We start from the raw sequence: 18,098 nt of genomic DNA on the forward strand, positions 1-18,098 counted from the left end.
TGTCCGAGGACCGATCATGTCAAAGACGGCGACGGTCGGCCCATACCGCTGCCGGGCGGGGTTCAGCCGGCCGACGGTTCGATCAGCCATTCACCCCGGCGCATCACGCCCTTGACCTCGAAACCGGAGTCCAGGACCACCAGGTCGGCGTCCTTGCCCGGCTCCAGCGAACCCACCCGGTCGTACAGACCCAGCTGTCGGGCCGGGTTGGCGGAGATGGCCGCGACGACGTCCTCGACGGGCAGCCCGTCCACGGTCACCGCACGCTTGAAGGCCCGGTCCAGGGTGAGCGTGGAGCCCGCGATCGAGCCGCCCTCCACCAGGCGCGCCACACCGTCCGCGACCTCCACCTCCAGCGGGCCGAGCATGTACCGGCCGTCGCCGAAGCCCGCCGCGTCCATCGCGTCCGTGATGAACGCCACCCGCCCGCCGCCCGCGTGGTGGAAGGCCAGCTGGAGGGAGGCCGGGTGGAGGTGGACGCCGTCGTTGATCAGCTCGACGGTGACCCGCTCGTCCTCCAGGAGGGCCGCGATCGGTCCCGGGGTGCGGTGGCCGAGCGTGGGCATCGCGTTGAACAGGTGGGTCGCCACGGTCGCGCCCGCCTCGATGGCCTCCACCGTCTGCTCGTACGTGGCGTCCGTGTGCCCGATCGCCGCGATGACGCCGTGCTCGACGAGGAGGCGTACGGAGTCGATGCCGCCCGTCAGCTCGGTGGCGAGGGTGACCATCCGGGCCTGGCCGCGGGCCGCGTCGATCAGCTTGCGGACCTCCGCAGGGTCGGGGTCGCGCAGCAGCTTCTCGGAGTGCGCCCCCTTGCGGCACGGGGAGATGAAGGGGCCCTCGAAGTGGATGCCCGCCAGGTCGCCCTGCTCGGCCAGTTCGGAGAGGAGCCCGGCGCGCTGGGCCAGGCCGTCCATGTCGCCGGTGACGGTGGAGGCGACGAGGGTGGTGGTGCCGTGCAGGCGGTGGGTGCGGACGCCCTTGAGGATGTCCTCGACGGTGCCCGAGGTGAAGGAGGCTCCGCCGCCGCCGTGGTTGTGCATGTCGACGAAGCCGGGGACCAGGTAGTGGCCTGTGAGGTCTTTGCGGAGGGCGCCCTCGGGGGTGCTGCCGGCGATGCGGGTGCCTTCGACGACGAGGCGGCCGCCGGGCACCGTGCCGGTGGGGAGTACCAGGTTCGCTCCGGTGAGGACCACGGCGTGCGGGTGTGTGGGGGCTGATCGCGCCGTTCCCCGCGCCCCTGACGGGGCGCCGTCGTGCGCCCTGTTGAGAGCCGTGCGCTCAGTGGTCATCAGGCGGATACCTCCGAAGCGGGACGGGAAGGGATGGCGAGCAGGTCCCAGGCGAGGAGGCCCGCGCCCAGGCAGCCGGCCGTGTCCCCCAGTGCGGCGGGGACGACGGACGGCAGTTTCTGGAAGGTGACGCGCCGCTCGACGGCGGCCCGCAGCGGGGTGAACAGGGTCTCGCCCGCCTCGGCGAGACCGCCCCCGATGATCAGGGTGCGCGGGTCCAGCAGGGTGAGCGCGGTGACGAGCCCGTCGGCGAGTGCGTCCACGGCCTCCTGCCAGACCGCCACGGCCCGGGGGTCCCCGGACTCGACGGCCTTCGCGCAGTCCGCCGCGTCCGCGTCCCGGTCGCCGGACGCCGCGGCCCACGCCTCGCTGACCGCCGCCGCGGACGCGTACCGCTCCAGACAGCCGCGCTGTCCGCACGGGCAGGGGGCGCCCTGGGGGCGTACGACGATATGGCCGATCTCGCCCGCGAAGCCGTGCGCGCCCGCCTCCACCCGGCCGTCGATGCCGATCGCGCCCGCGATGCCGGTGCCCAGCGGTACGAACAGGAAGCGGTCCGCACCCCGGCCGGCGCCGATCCGGCCCTCGGCGAGGCCACCGGTGCGAACGTCGTGGCCCAGGGCGACCGGTGCCCCGTACAGCCGCTCGCTCAGCAGGTCCCGCAGGGGTACGTCGCGCCAGCCGAGGTTGGCCGAGTAGGCGGCGATGCCGCGGTCGGCGTCCACGATGCCGGGGACGGCGACGCCGGCGGCCGCCGCGGGTTCACCGAGGTGGCGTTCGCCGTGCGCGCGCAGGTCGGCCGCGAAGGCGAGGATCGACTCGACGACGGCGTCCGGGCCGCGCTCCCGGCCGGTCGTGCGGCGGGCCTGGTGCAGCAGCTCGCCGTCCGCCCCCACGAGGGCGGCCTTCATCCCGGTGCCGCCCACATCCAGGGCGATGACGTGTCTCACGCGTACAGTGTCGCCCCTTACCCCGTGAGAGGTCTAGTCCACTTACGTGGTGTAGACCTTGGATCGAAAATTGCGGATCGATAGCACGAGATCGCACGAGTGAATCCACGAATCCACACATGTGCGGATACGCGGGAGCGCGGATGCGCGGATGCGATTCACGGCGTTGAGGACGGCAGCAGTGCAGCGGCGAGTGACAGGTCTGACAGCGGGGGTGGCCGCACTGGCGGCGACCGCGGCCCTCGGAGGCTGCGGAAGTTCCGGCGGTTCCGGGTCCGGGTCCGGGGACGTCACACTCAGACTGGTGGCGGCCGACTACGGCGACTCCCAGGAGAACAGCTCCCAGAAGTACTGGGACAAGCTGGCCCGTGCGTACGAGACGGACCACCCCGGTGTCGACGTCGAGGTGAGCGTCTACTCCTGGAACGACGTGGACGCCAAGGTCAGGGCGATGGTCGACGCCGGTGACCCGCCCGACCTGGCGCAGATAGGCGCGTACGCCGACTACGCAGCCGACGGGCAGCTCTACCGCGCGGACGACCTGCTCTCCATAGACACCCAGGCCGACTTCGTGTCGCAGCTCTCCACGGCGGGAGAGATAAACCGGACGCAGTACGGCATGCCGTTCGCCTCCTCCACGCGGCTCCTCTTCTACAACAAGAAGCTCTTCGCCGACGCGGACATCACCCCGCCGGAGAACTGGAGCCAGCTCGCCTCCGACGCCGAGGCGCTCAAGGCCCGTGGGGTGAAGTACCCGTACGCGCTGCCGCTGGGGCCCGAGGAGGCCCAGGCCGAGACCATGATGTGGCTGATCAGCGGTGGCGACGGGTACACCGACACGGTCGGCTCCTACCGGCTCGACTCGAAGCAGAACATCGAGACCTTCACCTGGCTGAAGGAAGAGCTGGTCGACAAGGGCCTCACCGGTCCGGTCGCGCCCGCGAAGCTCAACCGCGCGCAGGCCTTCGCGGCGTTCGCCCGCGGTGAGGTCGGCATGCTGAACGGCCACCCCACGCTGATGAAGACCGCCGAGGCGAAGGGCGTGGACGTCGGCATGGTGCCGTTGCCCGGCACGACGGGGCGCTCCAGGGCCACGATGGGTGTCGCCGACTGGATGATGGCGTTCAAGAAGAACGGGCACGCCGAGGAGATCGGGGACTTCCTCGACTACGTGTACAGCGACGAGAACGTCCTTGAGTTCTCCCACATGTACGACCTGCTGCCCGTGACGACGTCGGCCTCCGAGGCGATGGCCCTCGACAAGGACGACTCGGACCTCGTCGAGTTCCTCGGCGAACTGCCCAACGCCGAGCTGTATCCCGTGGGGCAGACGTCCTGGGCGGGGGTCAGCGCGGACATCAAGCGGCAGATCGGCGCGGCGGTGGGGCCGACGGGGGATCCGGCGGCGACGCTTGGTCGCTTGCAGCGGGCTGCGGCGGCGGCAGAGAACGGCAGGTAGCTCCGCTGGTTGTGCGGGTGTGTGGTGCGGGTGAGGTGTGGGGTGCGGGTGGCTCCGGGTGGGTGTTGTCGGGTGCGGGTGGGTGGGGGCTGGTCGCGCCGTTCCCCGCGCCCCTGAAGACAAAAGATTGCGCCGTTCCCCGCGCCCCTCGACGCGTTAGGTTGGGGGGATGGGTGAGGGTGGGTTGACGGAGGAAGAGGTTGCTGTTCTTGGGCTGGAGCGGCGGGGGTGGGGGTCGCCGGGGGCCAAGGAGCGGGCCATTCGGGAGGAGCTGGGGCTCGCCCCGGTTCGCTACTACCAGTTGCTGAACGCCCTCCTGGACGCGCCGCGGGCCCTGGCCCACGACCCCGTGACGGTCAACCGGCTGCGGCGGGTGCGCGAGGTGCGCCGGGCCGAGCGGGCGTAAGAGGCCACCCCGGCGGATAGTGTCGCAGTATGGCCAGTCACCCTGACTCATCGTCGATGCCGAGCCCCGTGACCACGGCGGGCCGAGACGGTCTCGATGCCATCGTCGCGCGGCCCCACCGGGCCGTCCTCGCCTTCGACTTCGACGGCACGCTCGCCCCGATCGTCCCCGACCCCGAGCAGGCCCGCGCCCACCCGGACGCGGTACCCGCGCTGGCGGCGCTGGCCCCTCATGTGGCGTCGGTGGCCGTCGTCACCGGCAGGCCGGCGGGGGTCGCCGTGCGCTACGGCGGCTTCGCGGGCGTCCCGGGCCTCGACCACCTCGTCGTGCTCGGCCACTACGGCGCCGAGCGCTGGGACGCGGTCACCGGCACCGTCCGGGCCCCCGCCCCGCACCCCGGCGTGGCCGCGGTCCGCGCCGAACTGCCCGGCTTCCTCGACGACATCGGCGCCTGGCGGGGCAGCTGGATCGAGGAGAAGGGCCGGGCCGTCGCGGTCCACACCCGCAGGGCCCAGGACCCCCAGGCCGCTTTCGAGGCGCTGCGCGAACCGCTCGCCCGGCTCGCCGAGAGGCACGGCCTGATCGTCGAACCGGGAAGAATGGTCCTGGAGTTGCGCCCGCCCGGCATGGACAAGGGTGTCGCGCTCGGTGAGTACGTCCGCGACGTCGGCGCCGAGTCGGTCATGTACTGCGGCGACGACCTCGGCGACCTCCCGGCCTTCGCCGCCGTCGAGAAACTCCGCTCCGACGGCGTCCCGGGCCTGCTGGTCTGCAGCGGCAGCACCGAGGTGACGGAACTGACCGACCGCTCCGACCTGGTGGTGAACGGCCCCGAGGGAGTGGTCCACCTGCTCACGGCCCTGGCCACCCGGTTGGCCTCGTGATCCTGCGTCCTGCCCCGGGGAACGGCGCAGTCTTCAGCTTCTAGGGGCGCGGGGAACTGCGCACCCGGCCCCCACCGGCCGGCACCTGTCAGTCGACCGACCCCGCGGGGCGACCCGCGGAGCGCAACTCGCGCAACTGGTCCAGGAACCACTGGGCCGGAGGCAGCGCGGTGGCCGCCACAGCCAACCGCTTCGTCCTCTCGGCCCGCTCCTCCACCGGCACCGTCAAGGCCGAGTGCAACGCCTCCGCCGTGCCCGACACGTCGTACGGGTTCACCACGATCGCGTCCTCGCCCAGCTCCTCGTACGCCCCCGCCTCCCGCGACAGCACCAGCACGCAGCCGCCGTCCGACACGACCGGAACCTCCTTCGCGACGAGGTTCATCCCGTCGCGGATGGGGTTCACCAGGGCCACGTCGGCCAGCCGGTACGCCGCCAGTGAGCGGGCGAAGTCGTCCTTCACGTGCAGCACGACCGGGGTCCAGCCCGCCGTCCCGTACCGGGAGTTGATCTCGTCGGCGACCCGCTGCACCTCGGCCGTGTAGTCGCGGTAGACCGCCAGGTCCTGGCGCGAGGGGTAGGCGAACGCCACGTGCACCACCCGCTCGTGCCACTCGGGCCGCTCCGCCAGCAACTGCCCGTACGCCAGCAGCCCCCGCACGATGTTCTTGGACAGCTCGGTGCGGTCCACCCGCACGATCGTCCTGCGGGGGGTGCCGTCGGGGGCGGTGCCGATCTGCTCCCGCAGCGCGGCCGTCCGCTCGTCGACGTCGGGCCGGTGCGAGCGCTCACGCAGGAAGTCCGCGTCGGCCCCGAGTCCGTGCACGCCGATCCGGGTGCCCGACGCGGACAGGGAGTCGGGCCCCAGGACGGTCCGGCAGCACGCCTGGAACGCGTCCGCCCACCGCTGGGTGAGGAACGCGGCCCGGTCCGCGCCGAGGATCCCGTCGAGGACCTTCTCCGCGATGTCGTCGGGCAGCAGCCGGAAGTAGTCCGGCGGGGCCCACGGTGTGTGCGAGAAGTGCCCGATGCGCAGATCGGGGCGCAGCTCGCGGAGCATCCGCGGCACCAGCGTCAGGTGGTAGTCCTGTACGAGGACCGCGGCGCCGTCCGCCGCCTCCTCGGCCAGCGCCTCGGCGAAGGCCCGGTTGTACGTCTCGTAGGCCGCCCACCGGCGCCGGAACTCCGCGTCGAAGACCGGCTCCAGGGGCGTCTGGTACAGCATGTGGTGGACGAACCACAGCGCGGAGTTCGCGATGCCGTTGTATGCGGCCGCGTGGGTGTCGGCGTCGATGTCGAGCATCCGGACGCCGTCCTCGCCGACTCCGCGCCGCACGGCCTCGCGGTCGCCGTCGTCGAGGGCCGAGCAGACCCACAGGGCGCCCGCGTCGGGGCCGATGGCGGAGAGACCCGACACGAGCCCGCCCCCGCCGCGCTTGGCCGTGAGGGCCCCGGTCTCGTCCCGTGCGTACGAGACCGGGCCGCGGTTGGACGCGACCAGGACGGTGTGGGTGCCGCGGGTGGAAGCCATGACTCGAAACCTAGCCCCAGGCGTATACGCTCAAACGTTCCCCCCACCCCCACGCCCCCCTGCGGGGCTTTGCGCCGGGTCCCATCCGCGGGCCGGCGGGGGCTGGCCGCGACCAAAAGACTGCGCAGTTCCCCGCGCCCCTGAGAAGGGGCTGCTCTTTTAGGGGCGCGGGGAACTGCGCGCTCAGCCCCCGCGCTGCCGCAGTCGACGACGGCGCTCCTGCTTCCTGGCGACGCCGCCGCGCGTGGAGGAGGGGGCTGCCTCTTGAGGGGCGCGGGGAACTGCGCGACCAGCCCCTGCGGCGCCGCGGTCGACGACGGCGCCCGTGCTACCGGCTACGCCGCCGCGCGTGGAGGAGGGGGCTGCCTCTTGAGGGGCGCGGGGAACTGCGCGCTCAGCCCCCGCGGCGCCGCAGTCGACGACGGCGCCACCGTTCGGCGGCTACGCCGCCACGCGTTGTGTGTACTCCTCGATCTCCCCCATCGGCGGCCTCTCCTCCGTGTCCACCGAGTGCGTACGCGGCTCGAAGCCACCCTCGCCCCGTACGAACTGCGTCAGCGACGGCCGGATCATATGGCCGCGGGCCAGCCGCAACTGAGCCGTGCGGTAGATCGCCGCGGACATCCGGCCGAGCGCCTGGCTGTCCTGGTGGCGGTGCTTGCGGACCCCGACGTCGACCTGCGCGAGGGCGTCCAGGCCGACGAGGTGCAGCGCGTCGACCAGCATGCCCAGCTCCACGCCGTAACCGACGGGGAACGGCAGCCGTTCGAGGAGCGAGCGGCGGGCCGCGTACTCCCCGCCCAGCGGCTGGACGAAGCCGGCCAGCTGCGGCCAGTGCATGTTGAGCAGCGGGCGCGCCATCAGCTCGGTGACCCGGCCCCCCTGACCCGCGGCGCCCCCGGCACCGGACCCGTCGGACAGGGCGAGCGGGCGGTCGTACATCGCCTTGACGAGGTCCACACCGGGGTCGGTGAGCAGCGGCCCGACGATCCCGGAGACGAAGTCCGCCGAGAACTCCTTCAGGTCCGCGTCGACGAAGGCCACGATGTCCCCACGCGTGACCAGCAGCGAGCGCCACAGCACCTCGCCCTTGCCGGGGACGGCCGGGATACGGGGCAGGATCTCGTCCCGGTGCACGACCCGGGCGCCCGCGGCGGCGGCGACCTCGGAGGTACGGTCCGTCGAACCCGAGTCGATCACCACGACCTCGTCGACGAGCGGCACCTTCGCGGTCATCAGCTCGCGGCGGATCACGGTGACGATCTCGCCGACCGTCGCCTCCTCGTCGAGCGCGGGCAGTACGACACTCACCGTGGAGCCGGTGGAGCGCTTCGCGGCGACGATCTTCTTGAGCGGGCGGTCCTCGACGGACCAGGAGCGCGTGCTCAGCCAGCGCTCGACGTCTTCCAGCACGTGCGGCTCTCCCTTGCGTTCATTGGGATGCGTGTGCCCGGCGCCGCGGCAGCGGTGGGTGGCCGCTGTCATCTCGCGGTTCGGACTGCTCTCTCCACCATCCAGGCCTTCGGTTACAGTCTTGAACAACGCTGATGACCATCGCATGTCGGGGGTCGTTGCGTGTACAACTAAAACTGAATACCGCTCATCCAGAGGGGCAGAGGGATACGGCCCGTTGAAGCCCCGGCAACCCTCCAGCCGGTCTCGTCCTGATCATCGTCGATCAGTGCCGCGAGGCTCCCGGCTCGGGAAGGTGCCAAATCCGTCTCACGGCGAAGTGCGTCGTGAGGAAGATGAGGAGAAAGGGCCTCGCCTCCATGGCTGCGCAGACAGTTGCAAGCACCACGAACTCCGCCCCCGCCGCGAATCCCTCCGCGAGCCACGGCAACTCCGTGGACCTCGGCCCGGCAGCGGCGCTCTCCTGCCGCGAGTGCGGCCACCGCGTCCCGCTCGGCCCGGTCTTCGCCTGCGAGGAGTGTTTCGGACCGCTGGAGATCGCCTACGACTTCTCGGGCTACGACACCGAGGAACTGCGGGCGCGGATCGAGTCGGGCCCCGCGAACATCTGGCGCTACGCGCCGCTGCTGCCCGTCCCCGCGGACGTGGCGGACAAGCCGAACATCAACCCGGGCTGGACCAAGCTCGTCAAGGCCGACAACCTGGCCCGCGAACTGGGCGTCGACCCCGGCAAGCTCTTCGTCAAGGACGACTCGGGCAACCCGACGCACTCCTTCAAGGACCGCGTCGTCGCCCAGGCCATCGAGGCCGCGCGCGCCTTCGGCTTCACCACGCTCTCCTGCTCCTCCACGGGCAACCTCGCGGGCGCGGTGGGCGCCGCCGCCGCCCGCGCCGGCTTCCGTTCCTGCGTGTTCATCCCGCACGACCTGGAGCAGGGCAAGGTCGTCATGGCCGCGGTCTACGGCGGCGAGCTCGTCGGGATCGAGGGCAACTACGACGACGTGAACCGTTTCTGCTCCGAGCTGATCGGCGACCCGGCCGGCGAGGGCTGGGGCTTCGTCAACGTGAACCTGCGGCCGTACTACGCGGAGGGGTCCAAGACCCTGGCGTACGAGATCTGCGAGCAGCTCGGCTGGCGGCTGCCGGACCAGCTGGTCGTGCCGATCGCCTCCGGCTCCCAGCTGACGAAGATCGACAAGGGTCTGAAGGAACTGATCGAGCTCGGCCTCGTCGAGGACAGGCCGTACAAGATCTTCGGCGCCCAGGCCGAGGGCTGCTCGCCGGTGTCCGTCGCCTACAAGGCCGGGCACGACGTCGTACGGCCGCAGAAGCCGAACACGATCGCCAAGTCGCTCGCCATCGGGAACCCGGCGGACGGCCCGTACGTGCTCGACATCGCCCGGCGCACGGGCGGGGCCGTGGAGGACGTGAACGACGACCAGGTGGTCGACGCGATCAAGCTGCTGGCGCGGACCGAGGGGATCTTCGCGGAGACCGCCGGCGGGGTGACGGTGGGCGTGGCGAAGAAGCTGATCGAGAGCGGGCTGCTCGACCCCACTCTGACGACCGTGGTCCTCAACACCGGGGACGGTCTGAAGACCCTGGACGCGGTGGCCTCCGACACGGGGCTCACGGCGACCATCCGCCCGAACCTGGACTCCTTCCACGAGGCCGGGCTCGGTTCCTGACCGTGCATGACCGTGTATGACCTTGCTTGACCGTGGGCTTTGCGCACGGGGCGGTGGGGGCCGGTCGGGCCCCCGCGGCGGAGCCACGGATGTCACAGTTCCGCCGCCGCCCCCGGAAGCGAGATCTCACAGTCCCGCCGCCCCTGAAAGCGCGAAGCCCGCGCCGTTTCCCGCGCCCCTCACGGGCGCTGTAGCCCAGCCACACCCGACGGAGGTCCCATGAGCGTCAACGTCCGCATCCCCACCATTCTGCGCACCTACACGGGCGGCAAGGCCGAAGTGGCCGCCGAGGGTGCGACCCTCGCCGAGGTCATCGCCGACCTGGAGGCGAACCACACCGGTATCGCCGCCCGCGTCCTGGACGACCAGGGGAAGCTGCGGCGGTTCGTCAACGTGTACGTGAACGACGACGACGTCCGTTTCGAGCAGGGGCTGGAGACGGTCACGCCGGACGGCGCGGGCGTCTCGATCATCCCGGCGGTCGCCGGAGGCTGACCGCCCGCCGTGCGCCCTCGTGCGAGGCCCGCCCAGGCCGTCGCCGATTACCTTGAGTAATGGCGAACACGCAGAGTTCATCGAATTGCCCCCTCCGCGAGAGAAGCGGAGGGGGCAATTCTGTATGGTTGAGCGAGGTACAGTTGGGGAAGCTGCTTCAATCCGCCGCCGTGGCCCATATGAGTTCGCGCCCGTGGCCCGACAAGAAGCAGCCAAAGTGCTCGGCCTTTTTGAGCCGTTTATGGCATTTACGGGGCCCGACTTGCCCTGAATCTTCGTGAATCCTTCACATATTTCCGATCAGGCGTGCCCGGAATTCTCGTCGGATTGACCTGTTGCAGACGGCAGTTGGACGGATACATTCAGCCGCGGTCGACGCGTTCCGGCGCACACCCCCAACCGTTGGGGGGTGAGGTCTGACCCGGATCCGCGAAGTGCGGATCTGTGCAAGGGCCAGTAATAGGGGAGTTAGGCATGGCTCAGGGCACCGTCAAATGGTTCAACGCGGAGAAGGGGTACGGCTTCATCGCGGTCGACGGTGGTGCGGATGTATTCGTCCACTACAGCGCGATTCAGATGGACGGCTACCGCACCCTGGAAGAGGGTCAGCGGGTCGATTTTGAGATCTCGCAAGGCCAGAAGGGGCCGCAGGCGGACATGGTCCGACTGGCGACCGGCTGAAGCACGCGCCGACTTACTGCAGCGACGTTCTTCTTTCGAAGGGCTCGTACCTCATGGGTTCCCCCAGGAGGTGCGGGCCCTTCGGTACGTCCCGGCCCCCTTCGGTGCGTCCAGACCCCTCTTCGGCACGTTCAGGCCCCTTCAGTGCGCCCGCGCACCCCTCGTGGTCACCGGTTCGCCCTCTCTCCTCACCTGCTCCCACCTGCGGATCATCGAGAGGCGCTTGCACTCGCATGGGTCGAGTGCTAATCATTGGCGTTAGCACTCTGAAGGTGAGAGTGACAACGAGGACCGGGTCAGTGAGGCCCGCAGGCCGGGTGGGGCAAGGAACCACGAGGTCGGCAGGCCGTCCGTCGCGGGCGCAGGCGCGGTCCTGGAGATTCCACCCCAGTCCGGGAGGACCACTTCACATGGCCAAGATCATCGCGTTCGACGAGGAGGCACGGCGCGGTCTCGAGCGCGGGATGAACCAGCTCGCCGACGCCGTCAAGGTCACCCTTGGTCCCAAGGGTCGCAACGTCGTCCTCGAGAAGAAGTGGGGCGCCCCCACGATCACCAACGATGGTGTTTCCATCGCCAAGGAGATCGAGCTCGAGGACCCGTACGAGAAGATCGGCGCAGAGCTGGTCAAGGAAGTCGCCAAGAAGACGGACGACGTCGCCGGCGACGGAACGACCACGGCGACCGTGCTCGCCCAGGCTCTCGTCCGCGAGGGCCTGCGCAACGTAGCCGCCGGCGCCAACCCCATGGCTCTCAAGCGCGGTATCGAGAAGGCCGTCGAGGCCGTCTCCGGTGCCCTCCTTGAGCAGGCCAAGGACGTCGAGACCAAGGAGCAGATCGCTTCCACGGCTTCCATCTCCGCCGCCGACACCCAGATCGGCGAGCTCATCGCCGAGGCGATGGACAAGGTCGGCAAGGAAGGCGTCATCACCGTCGAGGAGTCGCAGACCTTCGGTCTCGAGCTTGAGCTCACCGAGGGCATGCGCTTCGACAAGGGCTACATCTCGGCGTACTTCGCCACCGACATGGAGCGTATGGAGGCCGTCCTCGACGACCCCTACATCCTGATCGCCAACTCGAAGATCGCCAACGTCAAGGACCTGCTCCCGCTCCTCGAGAAGGTCATGCAGGGCGGCAAGCCCCTGCTGATCATCGCCGAGGACGTCGAGGGCGAGGCGCTGTCGACGCTGGTCGTCAACAAGATCCGTGGCACCTTCAAGTCCGTCGCCGTCAAGGCTCCGGGCTTCGGTGACCGCCGCAAGGCCATGCTCGGCGACATCGCCATCCTCACGGGCGGCGAGGTCATCTCCGAGGAGGTCGGCCTGAAGCTGGAGAACGCGGGTCTGGACCTGCTGGGCCGTGCCCGCAAGGTCGTCATCACCAAGGACGAGACCACGATCGTGGACGGCTCCGGCTCGGCCGACCAGGTCCAGGGCCGGGTCAACCAGATCCGTGCCGAGATCGAGAACTCGGACTCGGACTACGACCGCGAGAAGCTCCAGGAGCGCCTGGCGAAGCTGGCCGGCGGCGTGGCCGTCATCAAGGCCGGTGCCGCCACCGAGGTCGAGCTCAAGGAGCGCAAGCACCGCATCGAGGACGCCGTTCGCAACGCGAAGGCGGCCGTCGAGGAGGGCATCGTCGCCGGTGGTGGCGTGGCTCTGCTCCAGGCTTCCTCGGTCTTCGAGAAGCTCGAGCTGACGGGTGACGAGGCGACCGGCGCGAACGCCGTGAAGCTCGCCCTGGAGGCCCCGCTCAAGCAGATCGCCGTCAACGGTGGTCTCGAGGGTGGCGTCATCGTCGAGAAGGTGCGCAACCTGCCCGTCGGCCACGGCCTGAACGCCGCGACCGGTGAGTACGTCGACATGATCGCCGAAGGCATCATCGACCCGGCGAAGGTGACGCGCTCCGCCCTGCAGAACGCGGCCTCCATCGCCGCGCTGTTCCTCACCACCGAGGCCGTCATCGCCGACAAGCCGGAGAAGGCGGGCGCCGCGGCCGGCGCCGGCGGCGGCATGCCGGGCGGTGACATGGACTTCTGAGCCCCTGGCTCGGCAGTTCATCGCAGCATCGCAGTACGAGACCGAGGGCGGCATCCCATCCAGGGGTGCCGCCCTCGGGCGTGTCCGGGGTCACAGCGGTGTGCGGTGGGGTGGCGGAATGACCTGGTCTCCGGGGCGGTTGATGCGAGGAGCGTTCCATGCGCATGCACATACCCAGTGGCATGCGCTGGTGCGTGACCGTTCGACGCCCCCACGTTCCACGAGGAGTCCCCACGTGACTGTCGCCCCCTCCGCCTCCCGCGCGGCCGAGATCCTCTCCCGGCCCGTCACCCTCAACGGCCTGACCGTTCCGAACCGCATCGCGATGGCGCCGATGACCCGGCAGTTCTCGCCCGGTGGTGTCCCCGGGGAGGACGTGGCGTCGTACTACGCGCGCCGTGCCGCCGCCGGAGTCGGCCTGATCGTCACCGAGGGCACGTACGTGGACCACGAGTCGGCCGGGTCGAGCGACCGGATCCCGCGGTTCCACGGGGCGGAGCAGCTCGCGGGCTGGGCGAAGGTCGCCGACGCCGTGCACGCGGCGGGCGGGACGATCGTGCCGCAGCTGTGGCACATCGGCATGGTGCGGTCGGCCGGGGAGCCGCCGTTCACGGACGCGCCCGCAGTCGGACCGTCCGGGCTGCGCGTCGACGGCACGGCGGGCCAGGGCAAGGAGATGACCCGGACCGACCTGGACGACGTCGTACGAGCCTTCGCCTCGGCCGCCGCCGACGCCGAGCGCATCGGCTTCGACGGGGTCGAGCTGCACGGGGCGCACGGCTATCTGATCGACCAGTTCCTGTGGTCGGGCACGAACCGCCGTACGGACGAGTACGGGGGTGACCTCGTCGCCCGTACGAAGTTCGCCGCGGAGATCGTGGCGGCGGTGCGGGCGGCCGTCTCGCCGGCCTTCCCCGTGATCTTCCGCTTCTCGCAGTGGAAGCAGGAGGTCTACAAGGCGCGCCTGGCCCAGACCCCGGCCGAGCTGGAGGCCCTGCTGGCGCCGCTCGCGGCGGCGGGCGTGGACGTCTTCCACGCGTCGACGCGTCGCTACTGGCTGCCGGAGTTCGAGGGCTCCGACCTGAACCTGGCGGGCTGGACGAAGAAGATCACGGGCAGGCCCACCATCACCGTCGGTTCGGTGGGCCTCGACGGGGACTTCCTGAAGGGGTTCCGGGGGGAGGGCGCGCCGGTCAAGGGCATCGACGACCTGCTCGACCGCCTGGAGAACGAGGAGTTCGACATGATCGCGGTCGGGCGGGCGCTGCTGCAGGATCCGGAGTGGGCGGCGAAGGTGCTGGAGGGGCGGTTCGGCGACTTGTCGGCCTTCGACGCGGAGGCGCTGCGCTCGCTGAGCTGACCCGTTCAGGCGGGCCCAGTTCTGGGGGCTGCCGCCCCCAGCCCCCCGCATCGGCCTGAACGGCCTCGTCCTCAAACGCCGGACAGGCTAAAAAACCACACCCGCCGACCGGCACTGAAATAGCACCGAATCGGACCGCGCCCCTGGAAAGCTGGGGCGCAGCCCCGCTTTCCAGGGGCGCGGGGAACGGCGCGCTCAGCCACACGGGACCCGCGCCCGGCAGTCGACCGGGGGGCGAGGGCGCAGCCCCGCCTTCAAGGGGCGCGGGGAACTGCGCGACCAGCTCCCGCCGGTCCGCACTCGGCGGACGGCCGGGGGGGCGTGGGCGGAGCCTCGCCTTCAAGGGGCGCGGGGAACTGCGCGGCCAGCACCCGCCGGCCCGCGCCCGGCGGACAGCCCGGCCCGGTTTGCCGTCAACCCCACCCGGAGGGTGTCACGTGGCGCGCAGGTACTTCCCGGCCCACGACTCGAACGTCGTCAGCGGGATCCCGAACGCGCTCGCATACTCGGGCCGAGCAGGCTGCCCGGTCACGTTCAGCCGGTCGTGCGAGGCACCCATCGGCGGCATGCCCGCGGCAAGCGCCTCCTCCTCCGTCAGGTCCGGCGCGGACAGGTCCGTACCCAGTGCGCGGGAGAGCGTCTCGGCGATCTGGCTCATCGACAGGTAGTCGCTCGCCAGTTCCAGCTCGACCTCGTGGAACCGCTGAGGTTCGGCGAAGGCCGCTGCCGCCGCCGTGCCGATGTCGTCCACCGCCGCGAGCGACAGCCGGGTCGCCGGCTTGAGGACACTCACGAGACCCCCCTCGATGCCGCGCGGGAAGAGGAACCCCATGGACGGCAGGAAGTTCTCCATGAAGAAGCCCGGCTTGAGGAGCGTCCAGTAGGGGAAGCCGGCTTCCCGGACCCGGTCCTGGATGGCGGTCTTGGCTCCCAGGGTGCCCTCCGACGACGCCCAGCGGCCCTCCGCCCAGCCGGGATCCTCGACGTGCTGCCCGGCACCGCTGACCGAGGTGTGCACGAACTGCGTCACCCCGGCGGCCTTCGCGCCCTCGATGAGGTTGACCGCCTGGGCCACCTCCCCCTGGAAGTCGAAGCCGCTCTCGGTCAGGCCGGGCATCTGCACGGAGAAGACCGCGCGGGCCCCTTCCGCCGCTCGCGTCACGGAGCCACGGTCGTGGAGGTCGCCGGGCACCAGTTCCGCGCCGAGCGCCTCGACGGCCTTGGCCCGGTCGGTGGCCGGGTCACGAACCAGGGCCCGTACGGGAACTCCCGCCGCGAGCAGGGCACGGGCGGTGGCGCCGCCCTGCCTGCCGGTGGCGCCGGTGACCAGGACGGGCGACGTGGTGGTGTCTGTGGACATGCGGGTGCTCCTCTGAGGTGCTTCGGGTGAGGTGCTTGCAGGAGGCATGGAGGTGCCCGGGCCAAAACGGCGGGGCCCGCCGTTTCCTCTCGGCTAAGATACGGCGGGGCCCGCCATTTGACAAAGCCTGAGGTGAGGAAGCCGATGTCCGACCATCGCCGCGCAGACGCCCGCCGCAACTACGCGCGCATCCTCACGGTCGCCGAGGAAGAGGTCGCCGCCCGTGGGGCCGACGCCTCCCTGGAGCAGATCGCCCGCACCGCCGGGGTCGGCTCCGCGACCGTGCGCCGGCACTTCCCCACGCGCCGCGCGCTGCTGGAGGCGGTGTCCCGGACCCGGATCGAGGCGCTGAGCCAGCGTGCGCAGGAGCTGACCGGCAAGGGCGACAGCAGGGACGCGTTGCTGGAGTGGCTGGGCGAGGTCGTCGCCTACTGCGTCTCCGCGCGAGGGCTGGCGGCCGCGCTGACCTACGACGGGTCCCCGGCCGACCCGGTGCACGAGAACTCGTGCTCGGCGTCGCTGGAGGTGGCCGGGGGGCCGCTGCTCCACCGCGCCGTACGGGACGACGCGGTCGCGGCGGGGGTCACGGTCGCCGACCTGATCACGCTGGCCGTCGGGATCGTGCTGGCCACGGAACACCACCGCGACCCCGCCGCCGAGGCGGACCGGCTGTTCCGGCTGGCCGTGGAGGGGCTGAGTCCTTTGAGCAGGGTCAGGGCCTAGTCATCCCGCACCCCGCACCCCTTATCCCTCACGCCGGTCGCTACAGGTTTCCCATCGGCTCGATGTCGGTCTTCACCGGGGTGCCCCAGATCCGTAGCACCTCGTAGTCCGTGAACTCGTGGACCAGGCGGTAGGCCATGCTCGGGCGCGGGCTGCGGCGCTGGGCCGCGAGGTACAGCTCGGCCTCCTGCTTGTCGCGGCGGGGGGTGCCGCAGAGCTGCCAGACCTGGCCGGTCCACATCTCCGGGAGCCAGCGCTGCTGGGGCTGGGGCCGGTCGCCCCTGATGCCGTAACGGGTCTTGCCGTGCTCGGCGCTCTCGTCCGGTGCGGTGGGGCGGCCCTGCGGGTAGGAGTCGTTGACCTTCGAGCGGCGGGCGGCGCGGCGGCGGGTCTCGCAGAGCAGGCACAGGTCGGGGGCGTCCTTGTCGACCGGGCCTGTGGGGTGCTCCGCGCAGCGGGTGGTGGGGGCGGCGGTGGTGACGGTGTCGTCCAGGAGGGCGAGGGCGCGCTTGAGGTCCGCCTTCACTTCGTGGAGTTTGGCGTCCGAGGTCTCGGTGGACAGGGCGTCTCCGTGTTCACCGAGTACGCGGAGGGCTCGGCCCAGAGCGGTCGACTGTGCGTGGTTCACGGGCTTGGCGTCCCTTCCCTTTGGGCCTTTTGAGGTGCCCCCTCAGCCTCGCATGTCGTACTGACAGTGTGGGGGTGGCCGCGGGGCGAGGGCGTCGGCGGCGGCGTCGCCGGGTGCGGGTGGGTGGGGACTGGTCGCGCAGTTCCCCGCGCCCCTGAAAGATCGCGCTCCCTCAGGGGCGGAGGGCCGTTGCCAAGGCCTTGCGCAGGTGGCCGTTCGACTGGGTGAGAAGGTGGGCGGCTGTAGGGCCGTCCACCTCGCCGAGGATCGTGAGGATCGCGTTCTTCACCTCGCCGTCCGTCTCCGTCAGCGCCGCCTCGATCTCCTCGTCGGACGCGCCGGTGGCGAGCGTGACGATACGGCGCGAACGGGCCCGCAGTTTCTCGTTCGAGGCGCGTACGTCGACCATCAGGTTCCCGTAGGTCTTGCCCAGGCGGATCATCGTGATCGTCGACAGCATGTTGAGGACGAGCTTCTGCGCGGTGCCCGCCTTGAGGCGGGTGGAACCGGTGAGCAGCTCGGGCCCTACCACGACCTCGATGCCGTGCTCCGCCGCCGCGGCCAGCGCGCTGCCCGCGTTGCAGGACAGGCCGACGGTGAGGGCGCCGAGCCCGCGGGCGTGCTCGACCGCCCCGATCGCGTACGGGGTGCGGCCCGACGCGGAGACACCGACCACCACGTCGTCCGCCGTGAGGCCCAGCGCGGACAGGTCCTCGACGGCCAGTTCCGCGGAGTCCTCCGCCCCCTCCACCGAGGTCGTCATCGCGCTCGGACCACCCGCGATCAGCCCGACGACCTCGCCCGGGTCCGTGTTGAACGTCGGCGGGCACTCCGACGCGTCCAGTACACCGAGCCGCCCCGCGGTGCCCGCGCCGGCGTAGACGAGCCGCCCGCCGCGCCCCATCCGCTCCGCGACGGCGTCGATCACGGCGGCGATGTCCGGCAGCCGTGCGGCGACGGCGGTCGGCACGGTGGCGTCCTCGCCGTTCATGATCTTCGCGATGTCCAGCGTGGACAGCCGGTCGATCTCGGAGTGCTCCGGACGGAACGCCTCGGTGGTCAGGCTCTCCAACTCGTCCCGCAGACCACGGTGGTCGGAGGGGGAGGAGGTGTCGGGCGCGTCGGTGGCATCGGCGCTGGAGGTCATGTACGGCGGCTCTTTCTGGTACGGGCTGGTACGGGCTGGTAC

16 protein-coding genes and 1 riboswitch are annotated in these 18,098 nt (G+C 70.9%); of the genes, 9 read left to right on the plus strand and 7 right to left on the minus strand.

From position 1 onward, the window contains the following. Positions 1 to 62 precede the first annotated feature (62 nt). The gene (gene nagA, locus ACLVWQ_RS11635) at positions 63 to 1,292 is read right to left on the minus strand and encodes an N-acetylglucosamine-6-phosphate deacetylase (protein ID WP_414108288.1); all 1,230 of its coding nucleotides are present in this window, start codon (positions 1,290 to 1,292) and stop codon (positions 63 to 65) included. Continuing rightward, positions 1,292 to 2,242 (minus strand): ROK family protein, encoded by a 951-nt coding sequence (locus ACLVWQ_RS11640; RefSeq protein ID WP_414108290.1) that lies wholly within the window; start codon positions 2,240 to 2,242, stop codon positions 1,292 to 1,294. The genes nagA and ACLVWQ_RS11640 overlap by 1 nt, the downstream gene beginning before the upstream one ends. A gap of 181 nt (positions 2,243 to 2,423) precedes the next feature. On the opposite strand from ACLVWQ_RS11640, the gene ACLVWQ_RS11645 reads away from it, so the two are divergent. From ACLVWQ_RS11645 to otsB, 3 genes are all read left to right on the plus strand, one after another. After that, positions 2,424 to 3,701, plus strand: a complete 1,278-nt coding sequence (locus ACLVWQ_RS11645) for an ABC transporter substrate-binding protein (RefSeq protein ID WP_414108291.1) — start codon at positions 2,424 to 2,426, stop codon at positions 3,699 to 3,701. Between the two features lie 169 nt (positions 3,702 to 3,870). After that, on the plus strand, positions 3,871 to 4,107 hold the full coding sequence (locus tag ACLVWQ_RS11650) for a DUF3263 domain-containing protein (RefSeq protein WP_414108292.1): 237 nt from the start codon (positions 3,871 to 3,873) through the stop codon (positions 4,105 to 4,107). A gap of 29 nt (positions 4,108 to 4,136) precedes the next feature. Beyond that, the gene (otsB, locus tag ACLVWQ_RS11655; protein WP_414108293.1) at positions 4,137 to 4,991 is read left to right on the plus strand and encodes a trehalose-phosphatase; all 855 of its coding nucleotides are present in this window, start codon (positions 4,137 to 4,139) and stop codon (positions 4,989 to 4,991) included. Between the two features lie 88 nt (positions 4,992 to 5,079). On the opposite strand, the gene ACLVWQ_RS11660 is transcribed toward otsB, so the two are convergent. Together ACLVWQ_RS11660 and ACLVWQ_RS11665 are read right to left on the minus strand one after the other, a co-directional pair. Further along, positions 5,080 to 6,522, minus strand: a complete 1,443-nt coding sequence (locus ACLVWQ_RS11660) for an alpha,alpha-trehalose-phosphate synthase (UDP-forming) (protein ID WP_414108295.1) — start codon at positions 6,520 to 6,522, stop codon at positions 5,080 to 5,082. A 441-nt stretch (positions 6,523 to 6,963) separates the two neighbouring features. Beyond that, positions 6,964 to 7,935: a glucosyl-3-phosphoglycerate synthase gene (locus tag ACLVWQ_RS11665; protein WP_414108296.1), complete on the minus strand. Its 972-nt coding sequence runs from the start codon at positions 7,933 to 7,935 to the stop codon at positions 6,964 to 6,966. 184 nt (positions 7,936 to 8,119) lie between these two features. Beyond that, a riboswitch (SAM riboswitch) is annotated at positions 8,120 to 8,277 on the plus strand. A gap of 17 nt (positions 8,278 to 8,294) precedes the next feature. Between ACLVWQ_RS11665 and thrC the strand changes: the two genes are divergently transcribed. From thrC to ACLVWQ_RS11690, 5 genes are all read left to right on the plus strand, one after another. Then, on the plus strand, positions 8,295 to 9,623 hold the full coding sequence (gene thrC / locus ACLVWQ_RS11670) for a threonine synthase (RefSeq protein ID WP_414108298.1): 1,329 nt from the start codon (positions 8,295 to 8,297) through the stop codon (positions 9,621 to 9,623). A 219-nt stretch (positions 9,624 to 9,842) separates the two neighbouring features. Beyond that, on the plus strand, positions 9,843 to 10,118 hold the full coding sequence (locus tag ACLVWQ_RS11675; protein ID WP_414108300.1) for a MoaD/ThiS family protein: 276 nt from the start codon (positions 9,843 to 9,845) through the stop codon (positions 10,116 to 10,118). Positions 10,119 to 10,592: 474 nt separating this feature from the next. Then, the gene (locus tag ACLVWQ_RS11680; RefSeq protein WP_007493268.1) at positions 10,593 to 10,799 is read left to right on the plus strand and encodes a cold-shock protein; all 207 of its coding nucleotides are present in this window, start codon (positions 10,593 to 10,595) and stop codon (positions 10,797 to 10,799) included. Positions 10,800 to 11,209: 410 nt separating this feature from the next. Continuing rightward, positions 11,210 to 12,838: a chaperonin GroEL gene (groL, locus tag ACLVWQ_RS11685; RefSeq protein WP_414108302.1), complete on the plus strand. Its 1,629-nt coding sequence runs from the start codon at positions 11,210 to 11,212 to the stop codon at positions 12,836 to 12,838. A gap of 235 nt (positions 12,839 to 13,073) precedes the next feature. After that, positions 13,074 to 14,198, plus strand: coding sequence for an NADH:flavin oxidoreductase (locus tag ACLVWQ_RS11690; RefSeq protein ID WP_414108303.1), 1,125 nt, complete (start codon positions 13,074 to 13,076; stop codon positions 14,196 to 14,198). 433 nt (positions 14,199 to 14,631) lie between these two features. Here ACLVWQ_RS11690 and ACLVWQ_RS11695 read toward each other — a convergent pair whose 3' ends face one another. Next, positions 14,632 to 15,558 (minus strand): NmrA family NAD(P)-binding protein, encoded by a 927-nt coding sequence (locus tag ACLVWQ_RS11695; RefSeq protein ID WP_414108304.1) that lies wholly within the window; start codon positions 15,556 to 15,558, stop codon positions 14,632 to 14,634. Between the two features lie 144 nt (positions 15,559 to 15,702). Between ACLVWQ_RS11695 and ACLVWQ_RS11700 the strand changes: the two genes are divergently transcribed. Beyond that, positions 15,703 to 16,281, plus strand: coding sequence for a TetR/AcrR family transcriptional regulator (locus ACLVWQ_RS11700; protein ID WP_414108305.1), 579 nt, complete (start codon positions 15,703 to 15,705; stop codon positions 16,279 to 16,281). A gap of 40 nt (positions 16,282 to 16,321) precedes the next feature. On the opposite strand, the gene ACLVWQ_RS11705 is transcribed toward ACLVWQ_RS11700, so the two are convergent. Both ACLVWQ_RS11705 and murQ read right to left on the minus strand, forming a co-directional pair. Beyond that, entirely contained in the window at positions 16,322 to 16,909 is a 588-nt protein-coding gene (locus ACLVWQ_RS11705) for a hypothetical protein (protein WP_414108306.1), read from the minus strand. Between the two features lie 172 nt (positions 16,910 to 17,081). Beyond that, on the minus strand, positions 17,082 to 18,056 hold the full coding sequence (murQ, locus tag ACLVWQ_RS11710) for an N-acetylmuramic acid 6-phosphate etherase (protein WP_414108307.1): 975 nt from the start codon (positions 18,054 to 18,056) through the stop codon (positions 17,082 to 17,084). Between the last annotated feature and the right edge of the window lie 42 nt (positions 18,057 to 18,098).

Origin of the sequence: Streptomyces sp. CWNU-52B (assembly GCF_047444975.1) — a bacterium.
GTDB lineage: Bacteria > Actinomycetota > Actinomycetes > Streptomycetales > Streptomycetaceae > Streptomyces.